General features: G+C 70.2%; 22 protein-coding genes. 17 read left to right on the plus strand and 5 right to left on the minus strand.

What is annotated here, in order from left to right; translation table 11 throughout:
• Positions 1-41: 41 nt before the first annotated feature.
• The gene (locus tag OG948_RS32850) at positions 42-1,364 is read right to left on the minus strand and encodes a hypothetical protein (protein WP_406299950.1); all 1,323 of its coding nucleotides are present in this window, start codon (positions 1,362-1,364) and stop codon (positions 42-44) included.
• 97 nt (positions 1,365-1,461) lie between these two features.
• On the opposite strand from OG948_RS32850, the gene OG948_RS32855 reads away from it, so the two are divergent.
• Positions 1,462-3,054, plus strand: coding sequence for a serine/threonine-protein kinase (locus tag OG948_RS32855; protein ID WP_406299951.1), 1,593 nt, complete (start codon positions 1,462-1,464; stop codon positions 3,052-3,054).
• A 100-nt stretch (positions 3,055-3,154) separates the two neighbouring features.
• Complete coding sequence (locus OG948_RS32860; RefSeq protein WP_406299953.1) at positions 3,155-3,718, plus strand: XRE family transcriptional regulator; 564 nt, start codon at positions 3,155-3,157, stop codon at positions 3,716-3,718.
• A gap of 362 nt (positions 3,719-4,080) precedes the next feature.
• Here the strand turns inward: OG948_RS32860 and OG948_RS32865 are convergent, their stop codons facing one another.
• Positions 4,081-5,190, minus strand: a complete 1,110-nt coding sequence (locus tag OG948_RS32865) for an AraC family transcriptional regulator (protein WP_406299954.1) — start codon at positions 5,188-5,190, stop codon at positions 4,081-4,083.
• A 501-nt stretch (positions 5,191-5,691) separates the two neighbouring features.
• Between OG948_RS32865 and OG948_RS32870 the strand changes: the two genes are divergently transcribed.
• Together OG948_RS32870 and OG948_RS32875 are read left to right on the plus strand one after the other, a co-directional pair.
• A complete protein-coding gene (locus tag OG948_RS32870; protein ID WP_406299955.1) occupies positions 5,692-6,504 on the plus strand; it encodes a hypothetical protein in 813 nt (270 codons plus the stop codon).
• The gene (locus OG948_RS32875; protein WP_406299956.1) at positions 6,491-7,684 is read left to right on the plus strand and encodes a hypothetical protein; all 1,194 of its coding nucleotides are present in this window, start codon (positions 6,491-6,493) and stop codon (positions 7,682-7,684) included. The genes OG948_RS32870 and OG948_RS32875 overlap by 14 nt, the downstream gene beginning before the upstream one ends.
• Before the next feature lie 55 nt (positions 7,685-7,739).
• Here OG948_RS32875 and OG948_RS32880 read toward each other — a convergent pair whose 3' ends face one another.
• A complete protein-coding gene (locus OG948_RS32880) occupies positions 7,740-8,678 on the minus strand; it encodes a hypothetical protein (protein ID WP_406299957.1) in 939 nt (312 codons plus the stop codon).
• Positions 8,679-9,154: 476 nt separating this feature from the next.
• Here OG948_RS32880 and OG948_RS32885 point away from each other — a divergent pair, with 476 nt between their 5' ends.
• Entirely contained in the window at positions 9,155-10,153 is a 999-nt protein-coding gene (locus OG948_RS32885; RefSeq protein ID WP_406299958.1) for a hypothetical protein, read from the plus strand.
• A 102-nt stretch (positions 10,154-10,255) separates the two neighbouring features.
• On the opposite strand, the gene OG948_RS32890 is transcribed toward OG948_RS32885, so the two are convergent.
• Positions 10,256-11,401, minus strand: a complete 1,146-nt coding sequence (locus tag OG948_RS32890; RefSeq protein ID WP_406299959.1) for a Glu/Leu/Phe/Val dehydrogenase — start codon at positions 11,399-11,401, stop codon at positions 10,256-10,258.
• Positions 11,402-11,527: 126 nt separating this feature from the next.
• Between OG948_RS32890 and OG948_RS32895 the strand changes: the two genes are divergently transcribed.
• The gene (locus OG948_RS32895) at positions 11,528-12,514 is read left to right on the plus strand and encodes a LysR family transcriptional regulator (protein WP_406299960.1); all 987 of its coding nucleotides are present in this window, start codon (positions 11,528-11,530) and stop codon (positions 12,512-12,514) included.
• A 265-nt stretch (positions 12,515-12,779) separates the two neighbouring features.
• Here OG948_RS32895 and OG948_RS32900 read toward each other — a convergent pair whose 3' ends face one another.
• The gene (locus OG948_RS32900) at positions 12,780-13,898 is read right to left on the minus strand and encodes a hypothetical protein (protein WP_406299961.1); all 1,119 of its coding nucleotides are present in this window, start codon (positions 13,896-13,898) and stop codon (positions 12,780-12,782) included.
• A 555-nt stretch (positions 13,899-14,453) separates the two neighbouring features.
• Between OG948_RS32900 and OG948_RS32905 the strand changes: the two genes are divergently transcribed.
• The 11 genes from OG948_RS32905 to OG948_RS32955 all read left to right on the plus strand — a co-directional run bounded on the left by OG948_RS32905 (position 14,454) and on the right by OG948_RS32955 (position 26,978).
• Positions 14,454-15,350 carry a hypothetical protein gene (locus OG948_RS32905; protein WP_406299962.1) on the plus strand — a complete coding sequence of 299 codons (897 nt, stop codon included), beginning with the start codon at positions 14,454-14,456 and terminating at the stop codon, positions 15,348-15,350.
• Positions 15,351-15,453: 103 nt separating this feature from the next.
• On the plus strand, positions 15,454-16,995 hold the full coding sequence (locus OG948_RS32910) for a hypothetical protein (protein WP_406299963.1): 1,542 nt from the start codon (positions 15,454-15,456) through the stop codon (positions 16,993-16,995).
• Positions 16,996-17,380: 385 nt separating this feature from the next.
• Positions 17,381-17,710, plus strand: coding sequence for a hypothetical protein (locus tag OG948_RS32915; RefSeq protein WP_406299964.1), 330 nt, complete (start codon positions 17,381-17,383; stop codon positions 17,708-17,710).
• A gap of 74 nt (positions 17,711-17,784) precedes the next feature.
• Positions 17,785-18,414, plus strand: a complete 630-nt coding sequence (locus OG948_RS32920) for a DUF6668 family protein (protein ID WP_406299965.1) — start codon at positions 17,785-17,787, stop codon at positions 18,412-18,414.
• Between the two features lie 2 nt (positions 18,415-18,416).
• The gene (locus OG948_RS32925) at positions 18,417-18,737 is read left to right on the plus strand and encodes a hypothetical protein (protein WP_406299966.1); all 321 of its coding nucleotides are present in this window, start codon (positions 18,417-18,419) and stop codon (positions 18,735-18,737) included.
• Between the two features lie 29 nt (positions 18,738-18,766).
• On the plus strand, positions 18,767-19,582 hold the full coding sequence (locus tag OG948_RS32930; protein ID WP_406299967.1) for a hypothetical protein: 816 nt from the start codon (positions 18,767-18,769) through the stop codon (positions 19,580-19,582).
• A 73-nt stretch (positions 19,583-19,655) separates the two neighbouring features.
• Positions 19,656-21,146 (plus strand): SCO6880 family protein, encoded by a 1,491-nt coding sequence (locus OG948_RS32935; protein WP_406299968.1) that lies wholly within the window; start codon positions 19,656-19,658, stop codon positions 21,144-21,146.
• A gap of 283 nt (positions 21,147-21,429) precedes the next feature.
• Positions 21,430-22,803 carry an ATP/GTP-binding protein gene (locus OG948_RS32940; RefSeq protein WP_406299969.1) on the plus strand — a complete coding sequence of 458 codons (1,374 nt, stop codon included), beginning with the start codon at positions 21,430-21,432 and terminating at the stop codon, positions 22,801-22,803.
• A 1-nt stretch (position 22,804) separates the two neighbouring features.
• A complete protein-coding gene (locus OG948_RS32945; protein ID WP_406299970.1) occupies positions 22,805-24,502 on the plus strand; it encodes a hypothetical protein in 1,698 nt (565 codons plus the stop codon).
• Between the two features lie 62 nt (positions 24,503-24,564).
• A complete protein-coding gene (locus OG948_RS32950; protein WP_406299971.1) occupies positions 24,565-26,328 on the plus strand; it encodes a type IV secretory system conjugative DNA transfer family protein in 1,764 nt (587 codons plus the stop codon).
• Positions 26,325-26,978 carry a DUF4913 domain-containing protein gene (locus OG948_RS32955; protein WP_406299972.1) on the plus strand — a complete coding sequence of 218 codons (654 nt, stop codon included), beginning with the start codon at positions 26,325-26,327 and terminating at the stop codon, positions 26,976-26,978. The genes OG948_RS32950 and OG948_RS32955 overlap by 4 nt, the downstream gene beginning before the upstream one ends.
• Positions 26,979-26,980: the final 2 nt, after the last annotated feature.

Raw genomic sequence — 26,980 nt, forward strand, 5'->3', positions numbered from 1 at the left:
GGTCGGGGATCCGAGGCAGCGGTGCGCGGGCCGAACCCGGCTCAGCCGGGGCGGGTTTCGGAGGCGCGTCGGCGGATCAGCCAGGTCGCCGGTCCGGCGCCCAGGAGCAGCGCGAGCGGCAGGCCCAGCCACACGGCGGGGCCGCCGAACACCGCACTCGCGTCCGTGGACTTCTCGGCGCCGGTCGGTTGCCCGCCGGCCGGGGCCGGGGCCCCGCCCGCAGGGGCCGCGCCGTTCGTGGGCGTCCGGCCGGGAGGTGTGGCGGCTGCCCCCGAGTCCGGCGCGTATCCGGGACCGGGCTCCTTGGCGCCGCCGACGGACACGTCGACGGCGAGCGAGCGTTGCTCGCCCTCGCCCTGTACCGCGACCGCGAGGTAGTACCACCCGGGCAGCATGTCGGCGAGCTCCTGCTGCCGTTCGCTGCGGTTGAGGTAGCGCACGGGCCGGGTCGCGAACGGGTCCGAACGGCCGGCGAAGATGTGCTCCGTGTCGAACACGGCCGCCGACTCCTGGGCGAGTTCCTCGCGTACGGGGTTGTACAGGCGCACCTCGGTCGGGGCGTACCCCCGCCCGCCACCGACCCGGACCTGGAGGGCCAGGCTCTGGCCCCAGTCCAGGCGGACGCGGTAGAAGGCCCATTCGCCGAACGCGATGTCGTCGGTGAAGTGGCCGGAGCCGGGGAGCGGGGTGGCATCGGCGAACGAGCCGCCGCCGACCACCGGTACGGGCGCACCGCCCGGTTCGGTGTAGCGCGCGATCACGGATTCGGCCGGGCCCTTGTCGAGCACGGCCGGCTCCAGGAAGATCCGCAGTTCCAGCGGGACCGGCGGACCGGTGCCCCGGCGGGTCACCGAGAACACCTGCCGGCCGGGCCGAGCACAACTGTTGTTGCGGCCGGTGGAGGTCGCTCCCCAGTTCAACGACGCCGTGACGACCTTGGACAACGACTGGGAGAGTCCGGTGTCCGTCCGGCACGAGCCGCTGCGGTCGTCGATCTGCTTGAGATCGAGCGCTTCCAGGCCCTTCACCGTGCTGACGGTCGTCCCCGACACGTATACGGTGTGGCCCAAGGGCACGTCCACGGCGTAGTACTTGACCTCTTTGTCCGCCATCCGGTCCAGGTAGTCGCCGGGGGCCAGCGACACCGCGCGGGCGCCGTCGGGCGCGCCGGAGACGGGTGTTCCGGTGGGCGAGTAGGTACGGGGCGCATGGTGGTTCAGCGGGGTGGACGCGGGTTCCGGCGAGGACCGGTGAGGGGCGAGTGTGTGCGCCTCGGCGGCGTAGGCGTGCGGAGCCGCGCCGGGCACCGACACCATACCCAAGGTGAGCGCCGCCGCACCGGCCAGGAACGCTCGCAGTCTCATGCCCGGGAATGTAGATCAGGATTGCACTTGCAAACAATAGATTACCGGAGAGTAATGGGCCCGCTGGGTGCCCGAACCCCTGCGCTAGGGTGACGGCGTGTCCACACCGCTCGCCGGCCGCTTCACCCTCGTCGATCCCGTCGGAACCGGAATGTCCGGCACCGTATGGCGGGCGTTCGACCACCGGTTGGGCGGCTACTGCGCCGCCAAGCTGGTGCGCCCGGCCGACGCGGGGTTGCTGCTGCGGGTGGTGCGCGAGCAGGGGTTCCGACTGGAACACCCGCACGTCTCGTCGCCCTACACGTGGGTCGCCGACGGCGACGTGCTGATCGCGATGGAGTTGTACGCGGGCGGGTCGCTGGCCTCGTTGATCCGGGATCACGGCGCCCTGCCCGAGCCGTACGTCGCGGCGATTCTCGGCCAACTCCTGGACGCCTTGGAGCATGTGCACGACGTCGGCCTCGTGCACCGCGACGTCAAGCCCGCGAACGTCCTGCTCGAGGTGACCGGTCAGGGCCGGCCGCACTGCCTGCTCGGCGACTTCGGCCTGGCGCTGCCCCGCGAGGGTCCGCGGCTGACCGAGGCCGGTCACGTGGTGGGCACTTGGGGCTATCTGCCGCCGGAGGCCGCCACCGGCGCGCCGCCGGACGTGCGCCGCGACCTGTACGCGCTGGGCATCCTGGCGTGGCAACTGCTGTCGGGCAGCGAGGAGCCGCCGGACGGGCCGCCGAGCATCCCCGCCGACGCCGGTGCGTTGTGGGACCTGGTGGGCGCGCTGACCGAGGCCGAACCGCAAGCGCGACCGCGGGACGCCGCGTGGGCGTCGGCCCGGCTGCGCGAGATCGCGCCCGGATTGGGGCCGGTGACGCCGGCGTCGACCGCGGACGGCGAGCCGATCGAGGTCTTCGACGTGGTGGGCCCGCTGCCCGGCGAGGCGCCGGAAGGCCCGGTGCTGCGCGGGGTGTCGCGAACCACGGTGACCTGGCCGGACGGCCGGGTCCCGGCGATGCGCGGTGCCTCGTCGGGGCGTCGGGTGGTCACGGTGTCGTCGTCGGCGCCCGTGCCGCCGGGGCCGACCGCGCCGCCCGTACCGACGGTCGTCACGGCGCCGCCCGTCGTCGCCACACCACCCGCGCCGTCGGTTGCCGCACCACCCGCACGCCCGGTCGCGCCGCCCGCGCCGCCGTCGGCACCGGCCGCGTTGTCGGGGCTCGCGGTGCCGGCCGAGGCGCCGTCGGTCTCGCTGTGGCTGCGGGCAGCGGAACGGAACGCGGCCGACCCGGCTCCCCGGGCGCCCGCGCCGGTCGGGGCGCCGGCCGGAAATCGCCGTGGTCGGCGCCGAGTCGGATCCCCCGGGAAGTGGGCGTTCGTGGGCGGCGTGGTCGCCGTCGCGGCGGTGACGACCGCGTTGATCGCGAGCGGCGACGAGGACGATCCGGCCGACCCCGGGCCGACGCAACCGAGCGCGCCCGCGCTCACCCGCCCCTCGGACCGACCGTCCGGCACCGCGGGGTCGCAGCCGTCGGCCTCGCCCCCGGTGCCGGCGCCGCTCCCGAGGGACGTGGCGGCCGGCACCCCGTGCGACTGGTACGACGTGTCGGCGGAAGTGCGCACACCCGAGGGAAAACGCATGCGCTGCACCTATCGGGACGACGGGACGTATCGGTGGATGGCGCTCCCGACGCCCTGAGGCGGCCGGCGAACCGGCGGGCCGGACCTCGCGTGCCGGCTCGGGAGCGATCCGCCGCATTGCAATTGCAAACACGCCGTTCGCAGTGCATGATGCGACGGTGACCAAGTCGCAGGAGGATCAGGAGGCCGTCGCGCGCAACCGGGCGCGCCAGACGGAGTGGTACGGCGAGCCGTTGAACGACCGCTTCCGTCGGCTCCTGAAACGGCTGGGCACCTCGCAGATGGAACTGGCCGCCATGCTGGGCCTGTCCGCGCCCATGCTCTCGCAACTGATGTCCGGTCAGCGGGCCAAGATCGGCAACCCCGCCGTGCTGGCCCGACTCCAGGAGGTCGAGGCACTCGTCGCCTCCACCGACTTCGACCGCCTGGCGGTCGCCGATCGGGAGGCCGCGCTGGAGCGGGTGCGTTCGCATCAGCCCAGCACGCGCACGGCCCTGCGGCTGAACGGTCCCGAGGTGCTGACCGGTCCGCGAGCGGACCCGGCCGCGGCGGTGCACGCGGTGTTGCGTGCGGTGGCGTCGGCCGCCGAGATCGAGTCCGCGGCCGAACTGCTCGCCCAGCGCTACCCGGGCCTGGCGGAGGTCCTGCGGGTGTACGGCAACGGACGCACCTCGGACGCCCGCGAACACTTCCGCGCCACTGTGGGACTCTCGGCGCTCTAGGCCCTGTCCGGCGGATCCCGGTGGGTCCGCGCCGCCTGGCACCGTGCCTCGCCGCACCGGAGAAACAGCCCGAATGGAACCACTGTGCGGCTGCTTCTCCGGCACGCCGACGCACGGCATCCGCCCTTCGGGCTCCTCGCTGCGCTCACGACGCGGCCCGATCCACCAAGATCCGCCGGACAGGGCTGGCGGGTGTCTTCGTGCGCCCGACGGCGTGTCCGCCCACCGCGCCCGCCGCGCCCACCGCATGCGGCGGGCACAACGGGCGCGGTGGGCACAGCGGATGCGACGGACACGGTGCCCCGGCCGATGCGGCCGGGGCACCGATTCCATCGATCGTCGACCCGACGCGGTGCCCCCGATCAGCCCGCGGCGCGCGAGATCTCCGGGTCCGCCGCTCCGCTGCGCAAGGTCCGCGAGGGCAACTGCCCGTATGTCTCGCGGTACATGGAACCGAAACGCCCCAGGTGACCGAAGCCCCAACGCAGCGCGATGTCGGTCACCGTCTCCCGGGACCTCCCCTCGGCCACGTTGAGCAGATCCGCGTGCGCGCCGGCCAGGCGCACTCGGCGGAGATGCCCCACGGGAGTCACGCCCAGGTGGATGCGGAACTTCTCCTGAAGTGTGCGCACACTCATGCCGGCCGCGGCGGCCACGGCCTTGACCGAGATCGGTTCACCGGCGTGTTCGGCGCAATACGCCAGGGCCCGGCGCAGGCCGTTCGGTTCGGTCGAGCCCGCGTCGGGCCGCGAACCGGCGCCGTAGGCGGGCGCGCAGGAGAGCAACCCGTGCACCAGGACCTGTTCGAAATGGCGCGCGGCCAACTGCGAACCGGCCAGATGTCCGGCCGAATCGACCATCGCGCTGAAGTCGCGGGCCAGCGAGAGCCATTGCCGGACGCCGAGGTCGGCGCCGTCCAGGTATGGGCCCAACGCGCCGACCCTCGACGACTCGCCGGCACCGGCGCGCTCCATCGCCCGCTCCATCGCCGCGCCCGGGATCCGGACGATCACCACGGAGGTGTCGGGTTCCCAGCTCAGCCGGGCCGGGCGATCGGGACCCAGGACACACGGGGAGAGAGCGCTCTCCACGTCGTCGATGACGACCCGACCCCACCCCCGGTGGCGGATGGGGATCAGATAATCCGGGGTGTTGCCGTCGAGGTACATGTCGACGCGGGCGCCGTAGGCGAGTTCGTGGATCGAGATGTCGCCCTCGTGCAGCACCCGGAAGCTCGCCTTGATCCGCGCCGCGGGGATGTGCAGCCGGTGCGGCCCCAGCCGGGAGGCCACGGCCGCGTGCACCGCGGCGGGATCGGCCCCTTGGTAGAGCACGCGCCGATGGGCGGTGGTCTCGGTCGTGGGAACGCGAGCGGCCTCGGCGATGGGTTGCCTCCGCTCGACCAATACGGGACGAAAGGGGGTGGACGCGGACATGATCTCCTGGATCTTCGCCTCGATGGGACGGTTCACGCCGGGCGCCGTGGGGAGGTGACCGCGGCGCAGCGGGACAGGCGCGCCGATCGGTCGCGGACGACCCGGACATGGGCGATTTCGCGGTGGTCGGTGTCACACGCGCGAGCGGGCCACGAGAACGGGCGATATATGCCCGCCGGCCCCATTTGCCCGTACCGCATTTGTGCCTGCCCGCCCGCTTCGGAATTGGATGTCACGGACCGCGTTCGAATGAACGCGCTTTCGTTCGAGTATGGATCCGTGAAGAGTCCGGCATAAGGTCGAGTCCGTTACCCGGCGCTGGTAAATTCGTCAGTAACAACGTGGGCCGCTCCCGGGTGGCCCCGTCACGGGGAGCTCAATATGCCGAAAATCGGTGACCGAACGCCGCTGACTACCGAATTGTTGGCCACTCCGGCCATGATCAGGGCCTGTGCGGACCGCGATCTGGGGGCCATATTCCGGCTCGCGCAAGATGATCTCGGATTTACTCTGAGCAAATTGGCGCGGCTGTGCGAGATGACTCCGAGCAGGGTGGGGGATTACGTCAAGGGAAGGGCCCAGGTCCGCCAGCAGCACGTTATCGAGCGGGTTTCCCAGGGGCTGCGCATTCCCGGCGAAATGCTGGGCCTGGCCCCCCAGCCGTGGGAGGACGACCGGCCCCTGGACGCCCCGGCCCCGGTCGGGGAGCCGGCCCGCGCCGGCGCCGCCGACCACTGGGAACCGGTGCCGTGGGACACGCCGAGCGAGCAGTCGATGCCGTTCGGCGACGCGGTGGAACTCTCGCTGCAGGTGAACATCGAGGTGGACGCCCGGGGGGACGTGCGGTTGACCTATCGCCAGGTCGTACTGAACCTGACCGGCCGACCGCTCACCCGGATGGTGCGGGAGATGTGGTTCGAGCGCACCCGCGGCCGATTGACCATCACGCCCACCGACGCGTGCGATCGGCAGATCGCCATCCAGCGGCTGTACGAAACCACCGGCTTGAGCAAGTTCGCGTGCCAGATTTCACCGCCCGTCCCGCACGGGGAGACTACGGTCATCGAATACGTGTGTGAGGGAGGGATGTTCGTGGACGCGACGTACTGGCGTCAGGCCATCGCGCGGCCTACGCGACAATTCTCCCTGAGCGTGACCCAACACGGGGTCACCGAGTTCCGCGGGTGCGGTGCGATCGAGCAGTATCCGGACGGCTCGGAGAGTTCGGTCACCCAGCACACCCGATGGAGTCTCGACGAGGATCGACTGCACGTGACGTTGTCCAGGCAAGACCTGCACGCCAATCAGTACGTGACCTTGCGTTGGGATGTGGTCCATGACAGTGCGTAACGAGATCGAAGCGGCGATTCGCGCCTGGCACCACCTCGAGATCGAGCGAGGTGGTGCCCCGATCATCGACTTCGACTTCTTTCCCGAGGCCGCTCCGGTGCCCGCCGCGGGCGATCGATTGGCCGTACACGCGCGGCTGAGCGAACTCGCGGCGGCTCCGGAACTGGCGGCCGCACCCCGCCTGGCCACCCGGCTGAATGCCGATCTGGCTTATCTGGGCGCCCAGTTGGGGCAACGACTCGACCTCGACGAGTACATCCGAGCCACCCAGGGCTGCGCCGCGGTGGGCTGGTCGGCGGACTACGTCACCGAACGGGCGGCGCTGGCCCGGGAGTTGCTCGAAGGGTTGGGCATCGGCTGGCACGACGCCACCGATCGGGAACTGCGGATCGCCGAAGAGCCCCTGGACGCGGACCTGGTGCCGGCCGAGATCCGGGTGGCGGCGGCCGAGTACGAACCGGCGGTCCGCAAGGTGACCGAATCCGTGGCGTCCTACGAGCTGACCATCGAATGCGTCGAGGTCGACGCCTACTGGGCGTACTGGCTGGACGGCGTGGGACGGCACGTTCGACTACGGCTCAATCCGCGCAACGCGCGCTTCACCCGGGTCGGCGCACGGCAGTTCGCACTGCACGAGGTGCTGGGCCACGGTCTCCAGGCGGCGAGCTTCGCGCACCGGTGCGCCGGCGAGGACGTGCCGTGGGTGCGGGTGTTGTCGGTACACGGACCCACCCAGGTGGTGCTGGAGGGACTGGCCCAGGCGCTCCCGCTGTTCGTGACGCCCGACGACGCCGTGCTGATCGCCCGGGTGCGACTGGACCACTACCTGCAACTGGTGCGCAGCGAACTGCACTTGGCCATCAACCGCGGTGTGGGTGTGGCGGCGTGCGCGGCCCATGCCCGGGCCCGGGTGCCGTTCTGGACCGACGAGCAGATCGCCGATCTGATCTGCGACCGCGGCGCCAACCCGCTGCTGCGCTCGTACCTGTGGGCCTATCCGGCCGGCTTCGACTGGTTCGTCCGGCTCGCGGAGGAAGGGGGTCCGGTAGCCGCCGACGTGCTGCGCGCGGCATACCACACCCCCCTGGCCCCCGACGACCTGCACCGCCTGTGGGCGGCCGGCCCTCAGGTGGGCGGGAGCGGAAACCCGCTTCCGCCACGCGCGCTCGCGCACCACTGACCAACCCACGCGGCCCCGCCGGGCGGGGCCGCAGGATCGGACCCGGCCGGCCGGCTCAGGTTCGCGCCATCCGCCGGCGGGCCGCTCGCGCCCCCGCGGAATCCGCCGCCCCGCCGGCCGCGTAGGCGTCCACCACCAACGGGCCCACGGCCTGCGCGACGACCGGGTCGGTGACCCGCAACCAGCAGAAGTGCGCGTTCGCGGCCATCCGCGCCGGCCACTCCCCGGGGACGGCCAATCCGTCGCCGAAGGTGACCGCCTCGGCGTACAACCGCACGGCCAACTCGGGTCGCCCCGTGGCCAGTGCCACGTAGCCGTGCACCTCGCGCGCGGCCAACCGCCGGGCCGGATCCGCGGTGGAAATCGCGTCCAGATCGGCCGCGATCGCCAACGCGTGAGCCCCGTTCCCGGCGTGCATCGCACCGCGAATCAGGTCCAGGACCAGGCGCTCGTCCTCCTCGGGAGGCGGCAGGTCGTCGGGCGTGCGCACACTCGGGGCCGAGGGCGCCGAAACCGCGGGCGCGGATCCCGGCGGGGCCCAGGTCGGCACCGGCAGGACCGGCTCGGCGCCCACCACCGGGCTCGCCGCCGACCCCACGGGAGGCGCCGCCGCGAACTCGGGCGTCACCGGCGGCCGGACCGGGACGGACCCGGCGACCTCCTCGGACGAGGATCGTCGCAGGCCGAACCTGCCGCGCCGCCGCTCCGGTTGCGCCGGCTCGACCTGTCGCGCCGGCAGTACCGGCGGGCCCGCCTCGGCGATGGATCGGTCCGCGTACACGTTCAACGGAAACATGGTCCCGTCCGCCTCCACGGCGTGCACCCGAACCGGATGCCCGAGCAGCCGAGCCTGTTCGGCGACGACCGCCAGGGCAATTGCGCGTGGATCGCCCCCGGGCGGCACCGGCACGGTTTGACCGGCCACCCGCACGGCGCGATCCGCCGAAATCTCCACGACGATGACGGGCCCGTCGGGGACGATGCCAGTTGTCACGAGGGCTCCTCGATATCAGGAATCGGCGCACCGGCGACACGGTGGTGACGCGCAGTGGAAATGCGCTCACGGAATCGACCCGAGGAGGTCGCGATCGAATGTCACCCCGCCATCGGCACGATCCGGGCGCCTGCCGGAATGAATGTGGGGGGAAGCGGAACTGTTTTGCAGCATACATTCGACGGTGCAGTCGGCGCAGCAGCGGGGGTATCGACCGGCGCAACATTTCGAGGATAAAGTCGTCGTCGGGCGCCCCCGCCATTCGATGCGGCATCGGGTGTCGATGTTTCCGGGCAATTGCGGGGAGCCGGCAGGCGCTCGCCCGGGCGGGCCCGGGAAGCCCCGGATGGCCATTCCCTGCGGTTACCTTCGGGTTTACCGAGTTCGGGTAACCGATACGGCCTTTGCGCGCGCGCCCGATGGGGGCACGCTGGCGGCAGGTAAGGCACGATCTCGCATCGGCGGAGAGATAACGCATGAAACTCCCGAACAAGGTCGACGTCCTCGAAGAGCCCGGGGGCGCGGTCGAGTTCCTGTCCCCGGCTCGGACGGCGGCGGCCGTCCGGCGTCTGGCGGCGGTGTATCCGCACACCGCCCTGCCGACCTTCCACGACGAGCTGGTCGCCGTCCGCCGGCGCGCCACCGCGGTGGAGCCGGAGCACGGAGACCCCGACGGTGCGCGCGTCGACCCGCTGACCAAGGCGCTCGTGCGTGGCATCTCCGGCTGGGCCCGGCACGATCTGGGAGACACCCGCGAAGCGTTGGCGGCGACCCAGGCCGGACTGGTGAACGCGGTCGCGGACGCGCGCAACCCCAGCGCCGAAGTCTGGCTGCGCGGTGTGCAGTCGTTGATCGCCTACCGGGCCGGCTGGGTACACGAGGCGCTGCGCTACGCCCGACTGGGCGCTTCGGTGCAGGACTCCGGGGTGGGCACCGCCGCCGTGTGGCTGCACTCCCTGGTCGCGCTGACCCAGGCCTCGCTGGGCGACGCGCTCGCGGCGTCGGCCGCGCTGCGCGCCGCCGCCGACGCCCGCGAGCTGTCCCGGCGCGACGAACTCGACGAGATCGGCGGCCTGCTGAACTTCGACCCGGCTCGGCAAAGTGCCTACGAGGCACTGACCCGGGTGTTCATCCCCGGCGCGGAACGCCGGGCGATCGAAGCCGCGGAGATCGCGCTGAGCCGGTACGCGGCGGTCGCCCCCGAGGGCTACTCGTTCGCCGACGAGATGCAGGCCCGGGTCGCCATCGCGCTGGCCTACGCGAGTCTGGACGAGATCGAGGCGACCACCGAGGCGCTGCGCCCGGTGCTGCGACTCGAACCGGCCTGGCGCGTGCACGGATTGTTGTCCCTGGTCATGCAGGTGCACATGCGGCTGCGTCGTCCGCTGCGGGCGCGCGAGACCCGCGTGCGCGAACTCCAGGAGGAGATCGAGACCTTCTGCCAGATGCCGCTGTCCCTGGACACGCACGCCTGAGCCGGGTCGAACATCGCCATGCGCCGGGTCAGGTGCCGTGCGAAGGCCGGCCGCAGGTCGACGGTCGGACCCGATCCCGGCCCCCGCGCCGCGACTGGGCGGTCAACGCGCCACCCTTCCCTTCAGCCGCATCGCGGCCAGTACCCGCTCCTGGGCCAGCGAACGCGCGGCCTCGTGCGAGGTGATCCCTCGACGAGCGCCCTCCTCGTGGACCAGTACGGCGTTCTCGCGCAGCTTCGTGGACACGGTCGCCCGGATCACCTCCGGGTCCGGGCGAAACGCCGAGTAGCGTGCGTCCATGGCGAATCCGGCGGCCACCACACCGCCGGCGTTCGCGATGAAATCGGGCACCACCACGATGCCCCGGTCCGCGAGCACGCGTTGGGCGGCGGGCGAGGTGGGCAGGTTGGCGCCCTCCACGACCAGTCGGGCGGTGATCCCGTCGGCGACCCGCTCGTCGATCACGTCCTGGATCGCCGCCGGCACCAACACCTCGGTGGGTACCGTCAGTTCGAATCCGAGCGGATGCACGGTCCCACCCGAGTACTCCTTGACCGCGAGGTCGCCGCTGTCCGCGTGCGAGCGCAACAACCGTTCCACCTCCAGGCCGTGCGGGTCGTACAACGTCCCGTGCACGGAGGAGACCGCGACCACCGTCGCACCGAGCTCCGCGAAGCGGCGCACGGCGGCCGAGCCGACCGCGCCGAACCCCTGGACCACCACCCGGGCGCCCCGAAGGGGCAGATCGACGTGCGCCAACATCGCGTCGGCCACCTCGGCCACCCCGAACCCGGTCACCCCGAGCCGGTCGTAGGGGACCCCGCCCAATACGGCGTCGGTGCCCACGGCCGCACCGCGATCGCCCAGTTCGTCCTGGATGATCGCGGCGTCGTCCTCGGTCAATCCCATGTCCAGACCGAACACGTACTCGCTGGGCACCTCGTTCCACAGGGCTCGCGCGAACGCCCGCAGTATCGCCTCTTTGTCCGATCCGGCCGGATCGCCCACGATCCCGGCCTTGGCACCGCCGTAGAACAGGTCGACCGCCGCCCACTTCCACGTCATGACCCGGGCCAAGCGGGCCACCTCGGTGGTGGTTACCGTCGGGGACATCCGGGTGCCGCCCTTACCCATGCCACGGGCGGTGTTGTCGATGACCAGCACGCCCTTCATTCCGGTGCGGGTGTGTGACACGGAGACGACCTTCTCCGGCCCCCACTGATCCATCAGCGACAGGACATCCGACATGTCGAAGCACTCCTCGAGACCCAACGATCGATACGGTTACCGTGCTCCAACAGAGTCGTGGCCCGGATTCCGAGTGCCAAGATGCGCCAGCCCGCGACCTCGTTCGAGCGAGGCCAAGGAATACTGATGCTCAACCCCTTGCACCTGCAGACGCTCATCGAGGTCGTGCTCACCGGCTCATTCGCGCGCGCCGCGCGACGCACCGGATACACCGCGTCGGCGGTATCCCAGCAAATCGCCGCGCTGGAACGAGCGGTGGGAACGCCGCTGTTCGAGCGCGAGGCACACGGCATCCGGCCGACCGGGATGGCGTTCACGATCGCCGATCGAGCCCGCGACGCGATCGCCGTACTGGACAGCCTGGAGCGCGACATCCGCGATGTGGTGCAAGGCCGCAGCGGCAGGCTGGCGTTGGGCACGTTCCCCACCGCCGGTGAACGCCTGGTCCCGCACGCCGTGGCGGAGCTGACCCGACTGCACCCCACCGCCGAGATTTTGCTGGACGAGGCCGAGCCGGACGACCTGGTACCACAGGTGCAGAAGGGCGATCTGGACCTGGCCCTGGTCTTCGCCTACGACCTGGTGCCGCGCGTGTGGCCGGAAGAACTCACGGTCTTCCCGCTCGTCGAGGAGACACTGGCACTCCTGGTGCCGGAGGGCCACCCCGCGCTGCGCGAGGACGGCGTGGACATCGCCGACCTGGCCGACGAGCGGTGGGTGGCCAGCCGGCCCGGGACGGCGGGCTCCACGAGTCTGTCCCGGGTGTGCGCCGCGCACCGCTTCGCGCCCAAGGTGGCCTTCCGCAGCAACGACTACGACGTCGTGCAGGGCCTGGTCGCCGCGGGGGCGGGCGTGGCCATCGTCCCCGGCCTGGCCTACCAGGCCCGGGAGGGGGTGGTGGGCGTACCGCTGGCGCACACCCCCTCGTATCGTCGGGTGTCCGCGCTGTACCGCACCGCCAACCACAATCCGCTGATGAAGGCGGCGTTGGAGGCGTTCGTGTTGGCCGGGCAGCGGCTCCAGGGCCGGTTCGTCCGGGCCGACGAGTCGCTCGGGCCGTTGGGGGCCCCGGCCGCCGCCGAGCGCGTGGAGCGGAGGACGAAGCCGAGCTGATCGCGTTGCCGAAATCGGAGGCGAACGCCGGGAGTCGTGGCTTTCCGCCCCGTGGATATCGATCGATGGCTCGCCCGCAGCGAGCCATCGAGTCTCTCGTGACACGGGGCGGAAAACGGCCGGCCATTCCCGCACCGGCGACGAACCGCGGCCAGGGGAGCGGATGAACCCGCGGACACGGAAAAGGCCGGATTCGCCGTGCGTACATCGGCGGGTCGCCGAATCGACATCCCGAGGGGGCGAATTCGGCGGCGTGTGCGGTGGGTCAGGCGGTCGCGGACCGTTCCAGGTCGGCCATTCGTCGAGCAACCGCCTTGGCGGCGGGGGAATCGACGGCGGAAATGGTCGTGTACGCGTCCCGGACGAGCCGGCCCAACGCGAGCGCGGATTTCGGATCCTTCACCCGGAGCCAACAATAGTGCGCGTTCTCCGCCATGCGCGGCGGCCAATCCCCGTCCGCGCCCAGGCGCAGACCGATCGAGACGGCTCCGGCGTACAACTCCACGGCGGGCTCGACCCGACCCGACAACAGGGCCACGTAGGCATGGACTTCGCGGCCGGCCAGGGTCTGCGCGGGATCGCCGGTCGCGGCGCTGGTCGCGTCCAGGGCGGCGGCCAGCTCCAACGCGCGTGCCGTGTCCCGCTCGTCGATCGAACGTCGAATCAGGCCGAGAGTGTGCGCCTGTTCGCGCGAGGGCACAGGTGCGGCGGCCCCTCCGGGCGCCGTCGAGGAGACCCGCGACGGGCCCTTCGCGTCACCGGAAACCGCCTCGGCCGGTCGGCTCTCGGCCGGCGCGGCAGCGGGTGCGGCAGTCGAGGGAGGTCGCCACGCGGGGCTCGGACCAGGCGTTTCGTCGAAGCCGGGAGTCGGCGAGCCGAGTTCCGAGACAGCCGGCGCGGAGGCGGATTCGGCGCTGGGAGACCCGGGACGTGCGGGTTCCGGCGACCGGGTGGACGGCGTCGCGTCCACGGCCGGACGAGGGTCCGACGGCGTCGTGTCGCGGGATTCGCGAAACTCGGGGGCGGGGCTCGGCGCGACCTGGGGATCGGGTGCCGACACGGGCGGCGGCCCGCTCGGCTCGGCCTTTTTGCGGCGGCCGAACAGGCCGCGGCGGGTCTGTGGGGCGGACGAGGCCGGGCCCGCTTCGGTCGCCGAGCCGTCCGTGGACACCACCAGCGGGAACGTCGTACCGTCCGGTTCGATGGCATCGACCCGCACCGGGCGGCCGAGCAGCCGCGCCGTCTCGGCCGCGACGGCAAGGGCCGCCGCCCGGGGATCGCCATTCAATTCGACCGGTATCACATTGCCGTCGACGCGAACGGAGTCGTCCCACGCGATCTCGATGGTGACAACCGGCCAAGCGGGTATGGCGTTACCGGTCACGAGAGCTCCTCGATTTCGGGAATCGATGTACGACCGCACCGATTGTGACGTGCTGTGATAACCCCTTCACGGAGACTTCCATGCGGGCGTCGTCACCCGAAGTGGGCGGCCGGTGCTGCGGTCCGGCGCTATTCGCCCGGCCGCGTGAAACCGAGCTCCGATGTCGAAGTCGCGGATGGGAAGCATACATTCACCGGCGTGCTGCCGCGCGGATCAGCGACCCGGTGCGCCCGTGTATCGAAGGTGGCGCGCATCACGAGTACGATGCCGACGACCGTCCCGGGTGACTCATTCGATGGGTATACCGGGTCATTTCCTTTGACTGTGCCCGGATTTCGCCGGCCCGTACCGCGGACCGCCCGGAACCCTCCCGAGCCCGGGCGCGTCCTCGGTGAGACCTGGGACCGCGTGGCCGTCCGCCGATGGTCTTAGGGTGGGTTCCCACGATGCGCGCGGACTCGCTTGGCACAGTCGTGATCGCGCACGGTGGGAGGTCTCGGTCGAGACCGGACGACGCGTTCGAGACGCTCGTCGAGGATCCAGGGGGAGCCGTACATGATCGACCCTGCTTCGGTGCCGGCCGTACCGGTGATCGTGATCGAGATGACCGTTCACGGGGAGACGGCGGTGGACGGGGTGCTCGTGCCCTTGGCGCCCGACGAGGACGCGCGGGCCGAGGCGATTCGGTGGGTCTCCGTCAAGGCCCTGGCCCTGGGGCGGCCGGTGCGGGCCGTCGCGGTCGAGGCGGACGGTACCCGCTGGCCGTTGATCGTCGGCGTCGACGGCGCCGTGGTCGCGACGGACGCGCATCCCGAGCCCGCCCGGTCGTCGGCCCCGGCCGGCCGAACGGCGCCGGTCGGGGAGACGCACACCGCTCCGGTCGAGTTCGAGACGGTCGAGGCGCGGCCGGCGCCTCCCGCGGCTGTGGCGCCCCCCGCCGCTTCGGTGCCCGCCGCTCCGAGCCCCGCCACGCCCGAGCCGATCGTTGCCGAACCCGCCGCCCCCGTGGCCTCCGCTGCCGCCCCCGAGTCCTCGGCTCCCATCGCCCGACAGCGACACGAGCTCCTGGTGCGGATCCGGGCGGCGGCCGACGCCGGGAACCTGGACGAGGCCCGCGAACTGTCGGAGCGACTTGTGGCCGACGGCGGGACCCCGCCGAGGGGGGCACGCGAGGTGCGTGCGTATGTCGCCGCCCTCGCCGGGGAACCCGAGCTGGCGGCGCGCATCTACGCCGAATTGGCCCTCGAGTCGGGTGTGGACGTCGCCTCGGACCCGGCGGCACAACGCTACGCGGCCAACGCGTACACCAGTTGGCGACGGGTGACCCGGCTCCGGGCAAGCCTGGAAGTCGGCCCCCTCGTGGTCGAGGCTCAAATGCGGGTGCGCGGCGCCGACGATCCGACGACGGGCGTCGCGACGCGCTGGCTCGAGGAACTCCGTTCGTTGGGTTGAGCGGTTTGGCAGGTCCTGTCTCGTTCGGCCCCGACGGGCGACGGCCTCGTCACCGGTCCCGCGGCCGACGACTCATCGAGACTCATCGAGGGGAGACGATCCAGTGGAAGAGCGTCGGGAAGGTGCCGACGAAGGCGCCGCGACACAACGCGACCGAGTCGTTCCCGAGGTGGGCGCGGTCGACGGGGCGAGCAGACCGGAGGCCGCGCTGCTCCCGCCGGACGAGGAGTGGTGGCCGGTCGCGACGCCGCGCTCCGCCGTTGATCCGGGTGGGCAGGAGGCGTTGCTGCCGCCGGACGAGGAGTGGTGGCTCGACGAGCCGCCGCGTCCCGCCGCCGGCCGGAGCGGGCCGGAGTCCCTGCTCGCGCCGGACGGGGAGTGGTGGCCCGCGACGGTCGGCGTACCTTCGGTCTCCGCCGGCACCGCGGCCGAGCGGCACGACCCGGCCGATCCCGACACCGGGCAGGCTTGGACGCCGCCGCGGCAGTTGTCCGCCCCCGCGTGGTGGCCGGCCGAGGGCGACGAGCGGGAGAACGTGCCGGCGGCGGAAGTCCCGGTCTCGGCCGCGCCACCGCCGGTGCAGGCGGCGCCCGACCCCGAGCCCACGCCCACCTTCCAGCCCGCGCCCGAACCCAAGCCGGCGCCGGCGCCCGAGCCCGAATCGGACTTCGAGCCCGCCGAACTGCCGCCGTACGTCTCGCCGTACGCCGGATTCGAGGAACTGGACCAGGACCCGCCGCGCCAGGCCGCGGCAATGCCCTCGGTGCTCTCGGGCGGTTCCGGCTCCGACGAGCCGCTGCCGTACGTCTCGCCGTACGCCGGCTACGAGGAACTGGACTCGGACCCGCCGCGCCAAGCCGCCGCGACACCCTCGGTCTCCTCGGCGTCCTCGGCAGGTCCCGACCCCGACGAGCCGCCGCCCTACGTCTCGCCCTACGCCGGTTACGAGGACGAGCCGGACGAAGCCGATTCGCACATCTTTGCGGATGCGAATGCGGAACCGGAAGCGCTGCAGGCCGGCTCGCCAGGCGCGGGACCCACGGGCTACTTCCCCCGCCCCCACGACTGGGAGTTGGCCGAAGAGAAGGCGGATCGCAAGCGGATCAAGCCGATATTCCTGGTCGCCGCGGGCGCAGCCGGTCTGTTGGTGATCACCATCGGTGTGGTCCTGGTGTCGGGCGGCGACGAAAAGCCCACGGCGGCACCGGAACCCTCCCTGCCGAGCACGCTCGCGCCCGGACCGGCCGATCGGCAGGTGCCGGTCCAGCCCGGCAAGCCGTCCGGGTCCGCGGCCGGGTGGAGCACGCAGACGGCGCGGCCGGTCGAGCAGGCCCAACTTGCCACCCGGGTGCCGCGTTCCGTCGTCGTGAGCGGGTTCGAGAAGGCGCTGAAGGTCGTTTGGGAGGCGCCGGTGAACGTGCAGAACGTGAGTGGATATGTGGCCATCGCGCAGACACCCGCGGGCAGTCTGGTCGAGCGGGTCCTGGTCGGCGCCAACGAGCGGACCGCGGTGTTCTCGCAAGCGCCCCACAGCTCCTGCTTCGTGGTGAGCACGCTGATCGGAGAGCCCACCGGCGTGCTCGTCGCCCGCGGCGAACCGGTGTGTCCGGATGCGAACAAGACCCCGCCGGCGGCGCAGAATTGACCGATTCGTCGGGCCGGGACCGACCGCGCGGCGCAGTCCTCGACGGTCATCCGATTGGCGCGATCGGTCCCACGCAATCTGGATAGTGGGGTTCCCACGGGATGGCTAATGTCGGCGTGCGCCTTGCATCAATCGGCATCATCACGTCTTACGGAGCACCATCTCGTGGCAGACCCCACAATCGGCCGGTTTCCGCCGATGGCACGGCGACGTGGAGGTCTGCCCGGCGCGGAGAGAGCGCGCGCTGGTGACTTCCGTCCTCCCATTTTTTTCGCGCGCGCGCGGAAATACGGCACTACGGCCGATGTTTCGGGTTTTCACCGAGGCATGAGGCTCGGATCGGCGGGGCGGGGCGGTGCCGACTGCCGAACGCCTGGAGATACACATGGTGCTGTTCGATCTGCTGCCGATGGACGATCCGCCGGACGGACCGGCGCCGCCCAGCTACATCGTGCCACCGAATACGGTGAAGCAACTGCCTCCCGATCCCGGGGGGAGCGCGCCTTTCGCCGGGCCGCTGAACGAAATCATCAGCATCGGCATGTACTTGACGATTGCCGCGTGCGTGGTGGGATTCCTGTTGTCCGCAGCGAAGCTGGCCATGACGTATCGCGACGGGGACGCCGAGGGCACGATCTTCGGCATGGGTTGGGTGATGGTCGCCTGCGCCCTGGCCGGAAGTTCGGTGTCGATCGCGAAGGCGGTCGTCTTCTGATGCCGCGCTCCCGGAATCCGGTCATGGTTCCTGCCGCCACGCTGCGACGACCGTCGTAACGCGGGGGTGATCTCGTGTCACGTCGACCTGAAGAACCGAAGGGCAATCCCTGGCTACCACGCGCCGCGGTGGCCGTGGAGAGCGAACCCGAGGTGGAGGCTCCCACCTACGTCAGTCTCGGGCCGCAGACGCCGCAGCGGGGGTTGGTGCAGCCGGGGACCGGAGGTCTGGGTACCTGGACTCCCCCCAGCAGCGCTCGTCCGCCCTGGTGGTGGGTGAGTTGCCATGGGGGAGCGGGGGAGAGCACCCTCGCGCTGGCGATACCGCAGGGTGCCGAATCCGGAGGCCGGGGATGGCCGGTCTCGTCGGCGTCGGGACGAAGCGGTGTGGTCCTGGTCGCCAGGACTCACGCGGGCGGTCTGCACGCAGCCCAGAACGCCGGGCGGCAATGGGCCTCCGGGGCCCTGGAAGGGGTCGACCTCCTGGGTCTGGTGGCCATCGCCGACGCTCCCGGTCCTTTGCCGAAGAGCCTTCAGCAATGGCTGAAGCTCGTCGCGGGAGGAGTGCCTCGTTTGTGGCGAATCTCCTGGAACGAGGCGTGGCGGCTGGGTGAGTGGCCCGACGCTCGGAACTCCGCCAAGGACGTTCGGAAGTTGGCTTCCGAACTGGCCGGCCTCACCAACAACCGATACAGCGGGGAGTAGTAATGGTTTTGATCGCAACAACCCTTGCACAGGTCGGGGGCTTCATTGCGGACAAGGAGCCCAACAAGGGTGGCGGCGGCGGCCTCAAGGACCCCAAGCCGACGGCACCCGGGTCGCTCGGCACCGGCATCAACGAGTTGCTGGGCTACGGCGCCTGGGTTGTGACAGTGATCTGTGTCATCGCGGTCCTGGCATGCGCCGGGCGAATGGCGATGTCGCACAAGAGCGGTGGCAGCGGCGAGCACATCATGAGCCTCGGTTGGATCATGGTCGCCGCCATCCTGGTCGGCAGCTGCGCGTCGCTCGCACAGCTGCTGCTCTGAACTAGCCGGATCTCCCCGGGGGAACGACTGTGGCCTTCCTACGGCGTAACAAATCGGCTGACAAGGAGCACTCCGGGGATGATGGGAACCCGTTCACCCAGCGGGGGTTCGTCGTCGCCACGGCGGGCTTCGGCATTCTGTGTCTGGCCGCAGTCACGGTGATCGTGTTCGAGCCGGACGGGCTGCCCTCGACACCGCAGGCTCGCGCGGCTTCTGCGTCGACGAGCCCCGTGGCCTCGTCGGCGGCGGTTCCGCCCGGTTCGGGCGGCGAGAAGAGTTCGACCAACACGACGAAGCAGTGCCCCGAGTTGTCCGACCGGGATCAGACCATTCCCACGGTGCAGCCGGCGGGTGTGGTCTGGGAGCCGTATCACGGGGTGGGTTTGCCGGTCTCCCGGGTGGCGGGCCCGGGGCTCGCCGATTCCGGCACGGTCCGGTGCTACGCGCGCACACCGGTCGGGGCGTTGATCGCCGCAGCCCAGGCAAGTGAACGGTACGAGACCGCGGAGTCGCCGATTCTGGTGGCGGGCACGATGTTGGCGCAGGGACCCGGCAAGGAGAGTTTCCTGGCGCGCAGTCGTTCGGCAACGTCGACCCGAACTGCGGATCAGGGCCAATCCGTGCAGGACAAGCCGCAGTTCGTCGGTTTTCGGGTGGACAGTTACTCCCCGCAGGCATCGACCGTCACTCTGGTGCGGATGCGCGAGAAGGCGGGCACGTTCGATGCCACCACGTGGACGGTGGTCTGGGACGAAGGCTGGCGTCTGCAACTTCCACCCGACGGCTCCCGGCCTCCGGCCCGATCGGTGTCGACGACTGCCGGATACGTGGCGTGGACCCCCTGACGGTCCGTGAACCGCCGGGCGCTTCCGACCGCGACCGCGGATGTGAGCGATCGCGGCCTCCGAGGAGACGAACGTGACAGCACCCGAGATTCGTACCTACGGCAATTGGCGCAAGCCGACTTCGCCGGGCATCCTCGGCCTGGGGATGGCCGGAACATTGATCCTGCTGGGCGGCATGGTCACGATCATCATCAGCATGATGATCTCGTTGATGTTCGCGATCTTCCTCACGGTAATGCTCGCGGTCGTCCTGGCTCCCTTGCTGTACCGAGATCGACAAGGACGTACGGGGTTGCAGTGGTTGGTCGCCCGAGGCGCGTGGTCGCGGGGCAAAGCGAAGGGTCAACACCTCTACCGATCCGGCCCGCTGGGCCGTGTGCCGTTGGGCACCTGCAAGTTGCCCGGCCTGGCCGCCGGATCGAAACTCTATGAAGCCCAGGACGCCTATCAACGCCCGTTCGCGCTGCTGACGGTGCCCTCCACCAACGACCACACCGTCGTGATCGAGTGCGACGCCGACGGCGGGTCGCTGGTGGACACCGAGCAGGTGGACACCTGGGTCGCCTATTGGGGGCAGTGGCTGGCCGCGTTGGGCAACGAGCCCGGCATCGTGGCCGCTTCGGTCACGGTGGAGACCGCGCTCGACACCGGTGAACGGCTGCGCCGTGAGGTCTTCGACCATCTGCGGCCGGACGCGCCGAATCTGTCCAAGCACGTGCTCAACGAGGTCGTGGAGCTGTATCCGGTGGGATCGGCACGGGTGTCCACCCGGGTCGCGCTGACCTTCTCCGGCGCTCCTCGCCCCGGCGTGCCCAAGCGCACCCCGGAGGAGATGGCCACCGAGTTGGGCACCCGGCTGCCCGGGCTTTGCGCGGGTCTGCAGATGACCGGAGCCGGGCAGGCGCGTCCGATGAGTGGTACCGAACTCGCCGAGGCGGTACGGGTCGCGTACGACCCGAGCGTGGCCGCACTGATCGACCAGGCCCGCTCCGAGGGCGGCGCGGGCATTACCTGGGACGACGCGGGGCCCAGTGCCACCCAGGAGGCGTGGGACCACTACCGTCACGACGGCGCGCTGTCGGTGACCTGGGCGATGTCCGACGCACCGCGTGGCGAGGTCTTTTCCAACGTCCTGGCGCGACTGTTGGGGCCGCACCCCGACATCGACCGCAAGCGGGTCACGCTGCTGTACCGCCCGCACGACTCGTCGACCGCCGCGAACATCGTCGAACGGGACGTGAAGGACGCGATGTTCAAGGCCAAGCAGGCCAAGGTCGGCAACGCCCGCGACTCGATCGCGGTCCGCGCCGCACAGCAGAGCGCTCAGGAAGAGGCCACGGGAGCCGGACTGGTCAAGTTCGGCATGCTGGTCACCGCGACCGTCGAGGACAGCGACGGTCTGGACCTGGCCGCGTCGGCGATGGACAACCTGTCCGCCTCCGCCCGGATCGCGATCCGCCGCGTGTACGGCTCCCAGGCGTCGGCCTTCGCCGCCGCGCTGCCCCTGGGTCTGGTCCTGCCGAAGCACCTCAAGGTGCCGCAGACCGTCCGGGACGCGATGTGACCGGCCACCGGACATCGACCGCGTACTCGCCGGGCGTTCGCGCACGCGGCTAGAAGGGCAGGACGAAATGTCGGTGCACAACCCCACAGGGGTCATGCCCGCGGAGGAGTCCGAGCAGACGGACGTCGGACGAAAGCGGGGGAGACGGTCGAAGCCGGCTCCTCTTCCGCATGGGCCGCAGGGTACGACGGCCAAGTCGAAGGCCGAGCAAAAGAAGAAGGCCCAAGCCCCAAGGCCGAGAACGGCCGGCTGGCGAGGCTGGACCGGGTACGGCGCGGGCTCGGTGGGATATGTGGAGGCGCCACCCGAGTGGCGTGGCACCACCGTCCAGGTCTGTGGGCTTTGGCCGTTCGCGGCCGGATCCGGCACGCCCGCGGTCGGTGTACCGCTGGGGCGTTCGCTGACCGGTGGCGGCACCCTGTGCTGTGACCCGATCAGTTGGTTCCAGCGGGCCAAACTCATCCTCAACCCGAGTGAGTTCGTGCTCGGCAAGCCGGGCCTGGGCAAGTCGACCATCGTGCGCCGCCAGGCACTGGGGCTGGCGGGGTACGGGGTCAACCCGGTGGTGTTCGGCGACCTCAAGCCCGACTACGCCGACCTGATCCGCGCACTCGGCGGACAGGTCATCGAACTCGGCCGCGGGCGTGGCTATCTCAACGTCCTGGACCCGGGCGAGTCGAAGGCCGCCGCCGCGCGACTGCCCGAAGCCGCGCGCCGCTCGCTGTTGGCCGACGCGCACGGTCGACGGCTGAACGCCGTCGCCTCCCTGATCACGGTGCTTCGCGGCGCTCCCCCCGCGGACCGCGAGGAAACGATCCTCAACGCGGCGTTGAAGCTGCTCGACGATCGTTTCGTCGGGGTACCGGTACTCGCCGACCTGCTGAAGGTCATTCAGGAGGCGCCCGACGAACTGCGGGCGGTGGCCCTGGACCGAGGCGACGTGGCTCGCTACCGGGAGATCACCGAAACCCTGGAGTCGTCGCTGATCGGTCTGTTGGGCGACGGCCGACTGGGCGAGATGTTCTCCCGGCCGACCTCGGAGCCGATGCGCCGGGACAGCCCGGTCTGCTTCGACGTCAGCGCCATCGACGACGGCGAAAGCTCGCTTCAGGCCGCGGCGTTGCTGGCGTGCTGGAGCTACGGCTTCGGTGCGATCTCGGTTGCCCAGGCCTTGGCGGACGCGGGCCTGGAGCCCAGGCGCAACTACTTCGTCATCCTCGACGAGCTCTGGCGTGTGCTCCGCGCCGGCCGGGGCCTGGTCGACCGCGTGGACGCGCTGACCCGACTCAACCGCCAGCGTGGTGTGGGCATGGCGATGATCACCCACACGATGTCCGACCTGCTCGCGCTGCCTGCGGAGGAGGACCGGATGAAGGCCAAGGGCTTCGTGGAACGCGCGGGAATGGTGATCACCGGTGGTCTGCCCGCGGCGGAGATGCCGCAACTGAACTCGGTCGTCCCGATGACGATGGCCGAACAGCGCATGATCGAGGACTGGTCGACGCCGCCCTCGTGGGACTCCACCCGCGGCGAGGAGGCCCCGCCTCCCGGACTCGGAAACTTCATGATCAAGGTTGGTGGCCGCCCCGGGATTCCGGTTCACGTCGACCTCACACCGGCCGAACTAGACGTGAACAACACGAACAGGCGGTGGTGACGTGTGTGACTTCGCGCCGGTCAATCCGTACGGCCCCAACATCGCCGACAAGCTCGCGGACAACCAGTACGACTCCGAAGAACTCGTCCGCGGCGACTTCGCCTGGACCGACACCTATGCGATCGGCAAGATCGGGTGTCACGAGTACCATCCGGACGAGAACTTCAGCTGGCACAGCGCCTGCACCCTGACCGACAAGGAATGGGAGTGGGCGGTCAGGAAATGGGCCACCGACAAGACCAACAATCCCTACGGCTTCCTCGGTCAGCCGATCGAGTGGATCCGTTTCGAGATGAGCCAGCTCGCCACGGAAGTGCTGAGTTGGTGGCTCAAGGTCGACCCCCCGTTCACCGGGGGGCAGGATCGCGGGGCCAGCGGCATCACCGGCATGCTGCGCAGTCACACGATCTTCATCACGACGGTCGTCGCGGTGCTGTCGTTGTTGTGGGTTGCCGGGAAGATGGCGCTGTCGCGCAACCCGATGGCGGTCGGGTCGATGGTCAAGGCCATGTTCACCCTGGTCGTGGTCACCACGTCGAGCATCGCGTTCTTCGGCCTACTGCTCACCGCGGGCCATACGTTCACTCAATGGTTCCTGATCAGAGGTCTGTCCGGTAGGAGCGACACGGCGATCAACGAGGCCGAGGTCTGCAACTCCATCCAGAAGTACCTCGAAGTCACGCCCATGGGCAGCACGGACCGCCCGATCAACTTCGCGCTGTTCCTGCTATCGGCGATTCTGCTCATCATCGCCGGCGTCATGTTGTATCTATATATGCTGGCGAGACTCGTCGGTCTGACGCTACTCCTGGGCATCATGCCTGTATTCGCGGCCGGCTCGGGAACCGAAACCGGCAAGGCCGCGCTCAAGAAATGCTTCAGTTTCGCCATCGGATTCGCGTTGCTCGAACCGACCGCCGCGTTCGTCATCGTTCCCGTGTTCCGCATGTGGGCCAATCCGGAGGACGGCAGCACGGCCGAGGGTCTGGCCAGCGTCATCATTCTCGCGGCGGGCACGTTGTCGCTGCCGGCGACGATGCGCATGGTCAACCCCTTGGTCGGCCTCGTGGCGGAGGACGGCAAGGGCGCCCACGGCGCGGTGATGGGGACTCTGGCGATGGGTGCCAAGGGGGTGGCCGCGCTCGGCGCGGTCGTCGCCACGGGCGGCACCGGAGCCGCCGCGGCGATGGCCAAGGGGGCAGGCGGCGGAGGCGGCCGGCGTCGACCGCCGGGCCCACCGGCGAACCAGCAACAGCAACAGCAACAACGGCAGCAGCAACGGCAGCAGCAGCAACAACAGCAGCAGCAGCCGAGCAATCCACCTTCGACACCGGTGTCGCTGGTCAAGCAACCCCCGCCGCCACCACCCCCGGCCCCGCCGGCACCTGCGGTACCGCAGCCACCCGCCGTGCCCGCGAACGCGCCGATCAACACCGCCGCCAAGTTCGTGGCCTCGAACGTGCTGGGCAGCGCCACGGGCCTGCCACCGGGAAGCAGCGCGCTCGCCAAGATGGCGGTCCCGGTCCTGGGAGCGATCGGCGAGTACCAGATGAACCAGGTCGGTGGCGGTGTCGAGGGGAGCGCGTTCATGAAGGAGCCGAAGTACGTGGAGCCCCGACTCCCGAAAGCGCAGGCACGTCCGGTCACCGTCTCCGCGGGCGGGCCCGCAGGAGGAGCGGCGACGGCGCCGCGTTGGTGAGCAGTCTTCGGCCCGGGGCCGTGCGCCCCGGGCCGTGCGTACGAAAGACAAGGGGGTAACGCATGAGCGCCACTCAGAAGCGCAGAGGGCCCAACGTCGAACTCGAGGCGTTGGTATTCCTGTTCGGCATCGTCGCACTGGTGGCGCTGCATGTGATGACCTGGCTCGCCGCTTCCTGGGCGGCCGAAGGGCCGGCGGAGGAGCCGGGCCCCAATCCACTCATGCTGTGGGTAAGCCTGGCCATCGGCAAATACCAATGGCCGGGCGCGATAGCGACGGTGTACCTGTGCCTGCAACTGGTTGTCGTACTCGTCCTGGTCGGCCTCGGGTGGAAGGTCTGGGCGAAGGCTCGGGGCAAGCGCGAGCGGATCGACATGGCCATCCGCTACCTGGCCTCGCCCAAGGAACTGGCGCCGTCCATGACTCACCAAGTCACCCGTACGGCAAGCAAGTTCGGCCTCTCGAAGGGCACCACGCCCGGCGTCTTCATCGGTCGCACCGTGCGCGGTGACAACGAACTGTGGGGTTCCTGGGAGGACATGCACGTCGACATCTGGGGTCCACGAACCGGTAAGACGGCGACCAGGGCGATCCCGAACATCGTCAGCGCCCCGGGCGCGGTCGTGGTCACCTCCAACAAGCGCGACGTGGTGGATGCCACCCGGGCCATTCGCGAGGCCAAGGGCACGGTCTACATCTTCGACCCGCAGAACCAGGCCGGTGGAAAGCCGGTGTTCTGGTGGAATCCGCTGACCTACGTCGGCGACAGCATCGTCAAGGCGGTCAAGCTCGCCGCCCGCTTCGTCTCGGTCAACCGCCAGGACCACGCGCGCAGCGACGCCTACTTCGAACCCGCCGCCCAGGACCTGTTCGCCAACCTGCTGTTGGCGGCCTCGATCGACAAGCGTCCGATCACCCAGGTCTACGTGTGGCTGACCCGCCCGACCGACGACACTCCCGTACGCATCCTGCGCGACGGCGGCCATCACATGCCCGCCGAGGCCGTGGAATCGGTGATCGGTCAACCCGACCGGCAGCGGGCCGGTGTGTACGGCACGGCGATCCAGATGGCCTCGTTCCTGGTGGCCGAGAACATCAACGAATGGGTGACGCCGGGAAGCGACCCCAGCCGACCCGAGTTCGACTACATGGCGTTCGTGCGCTCCCCCTCGGACACCCTCTACCTGCTGTCCGAGGAGACCAACAAGATCGCCGCTCCGCTGGTGATGGCGCTGACCACGATCCTGGCCGAGGAAGCGGAGAACTACTCGCGTGACTCGCCCAACGGACGGCTGCCCATTCCGGCGCTCTTCGTTCTGGACGAGGCCGCGAACGTGTGCCCCTGGAAGGCGCTTCCCGACAAGTACACCCACTTCGGTTCGCGTGGCGTCATCGTGATGGTGATCCTCCAGTCCTGGGCCCAGGGGGTCTCGGTGTGGGGCGACAACGGCATGCAGAAGTTGTGGGGTTCGGCGAACATCCGGGTCTACGGAGGCGGCGTCTCCGACGTGTCGTTCCTGGAGAACCTGGCCAAGTCCGCGGGCATGTTCGAACCTCGTACCACGTCCACCAGCCACAAGTTCGGTGACCATCGCGGGATCAGCCGGGCCAGCCGAGCGGAGGCGGTGCTGGACGCGTCGGACCTGATGTCGATGCCACGCGGCCGGGCCTTCGTGCAGATCAGTGGTTCGCGCCCGACCCTGGTACGCACCGTGCCGTGGTGGGAGACGGAGTACGCCGACCGGATCCAGGAATCGATCAACACCTACGACCCGTCCCAGGTGATGAACGCCGCCCAGATCAACATGGCCAAGGCGGTGCAATGAGCGGCGAACTCCCGGACGAAGACGTCTGGGGGCAGGGCGACGCGCTGGAGCGATTCCGGGCGATGACGGAGGCCGCCGCCCGGCAGGCGCAGGAGGAGGCATCGCCCGATCCGGAGGAGTTCGACGAAGAGCTGGAGCCCGAGCCGGAGTTCGTCTTCGAATCGGTCGATCGCTTCGTCGTCGACTACATGGTCAAGGTGATCGAACGCCGGTTGAACCGCTCGTCGATCATGTGGTGTCCCGCGTGGTGGAAGCACCCCGAGGCGATCATTCGCTTCACCGCGATTTGGCGTGCGTTCGAATACCTGCGCCACGACGCGGCGTTGGGCATGTCGACCTGGTGGCTCCAACACGCGGATCCACATCTGCGCATGCTGATGGATCCCGAACTGGGCCCCTTCGTCGCGTGTGACCCGCGCGAGGGTCACACGGATCGCCCCCTCGCGGAACTGCCCATCGAACCCTCGCCGCCGGAGATGTGGGACGACCCGGCGTTCCGGGTGACCCCGCGCGATCCCGACGCTTCATGGGATGATGGCGACATCGCCTACGAGATCGACGACGATTTCGAAACACCGGGTCAACCGGAACGGCCGAAGGAACAGTACGACCTCCAGAAGGCCAAGCTGAACCGCCCGGGCTGGCCGTGATG

The organism is Embleya sp. NBC_00888 (assembly GCF_045207655.1).
In the GTDB taxonomy this organism is placed as follows: Bacteria; Actinomycetota; Actinomycetes; order Streptomycetales; family Streptomycetaceae; genus Embleya.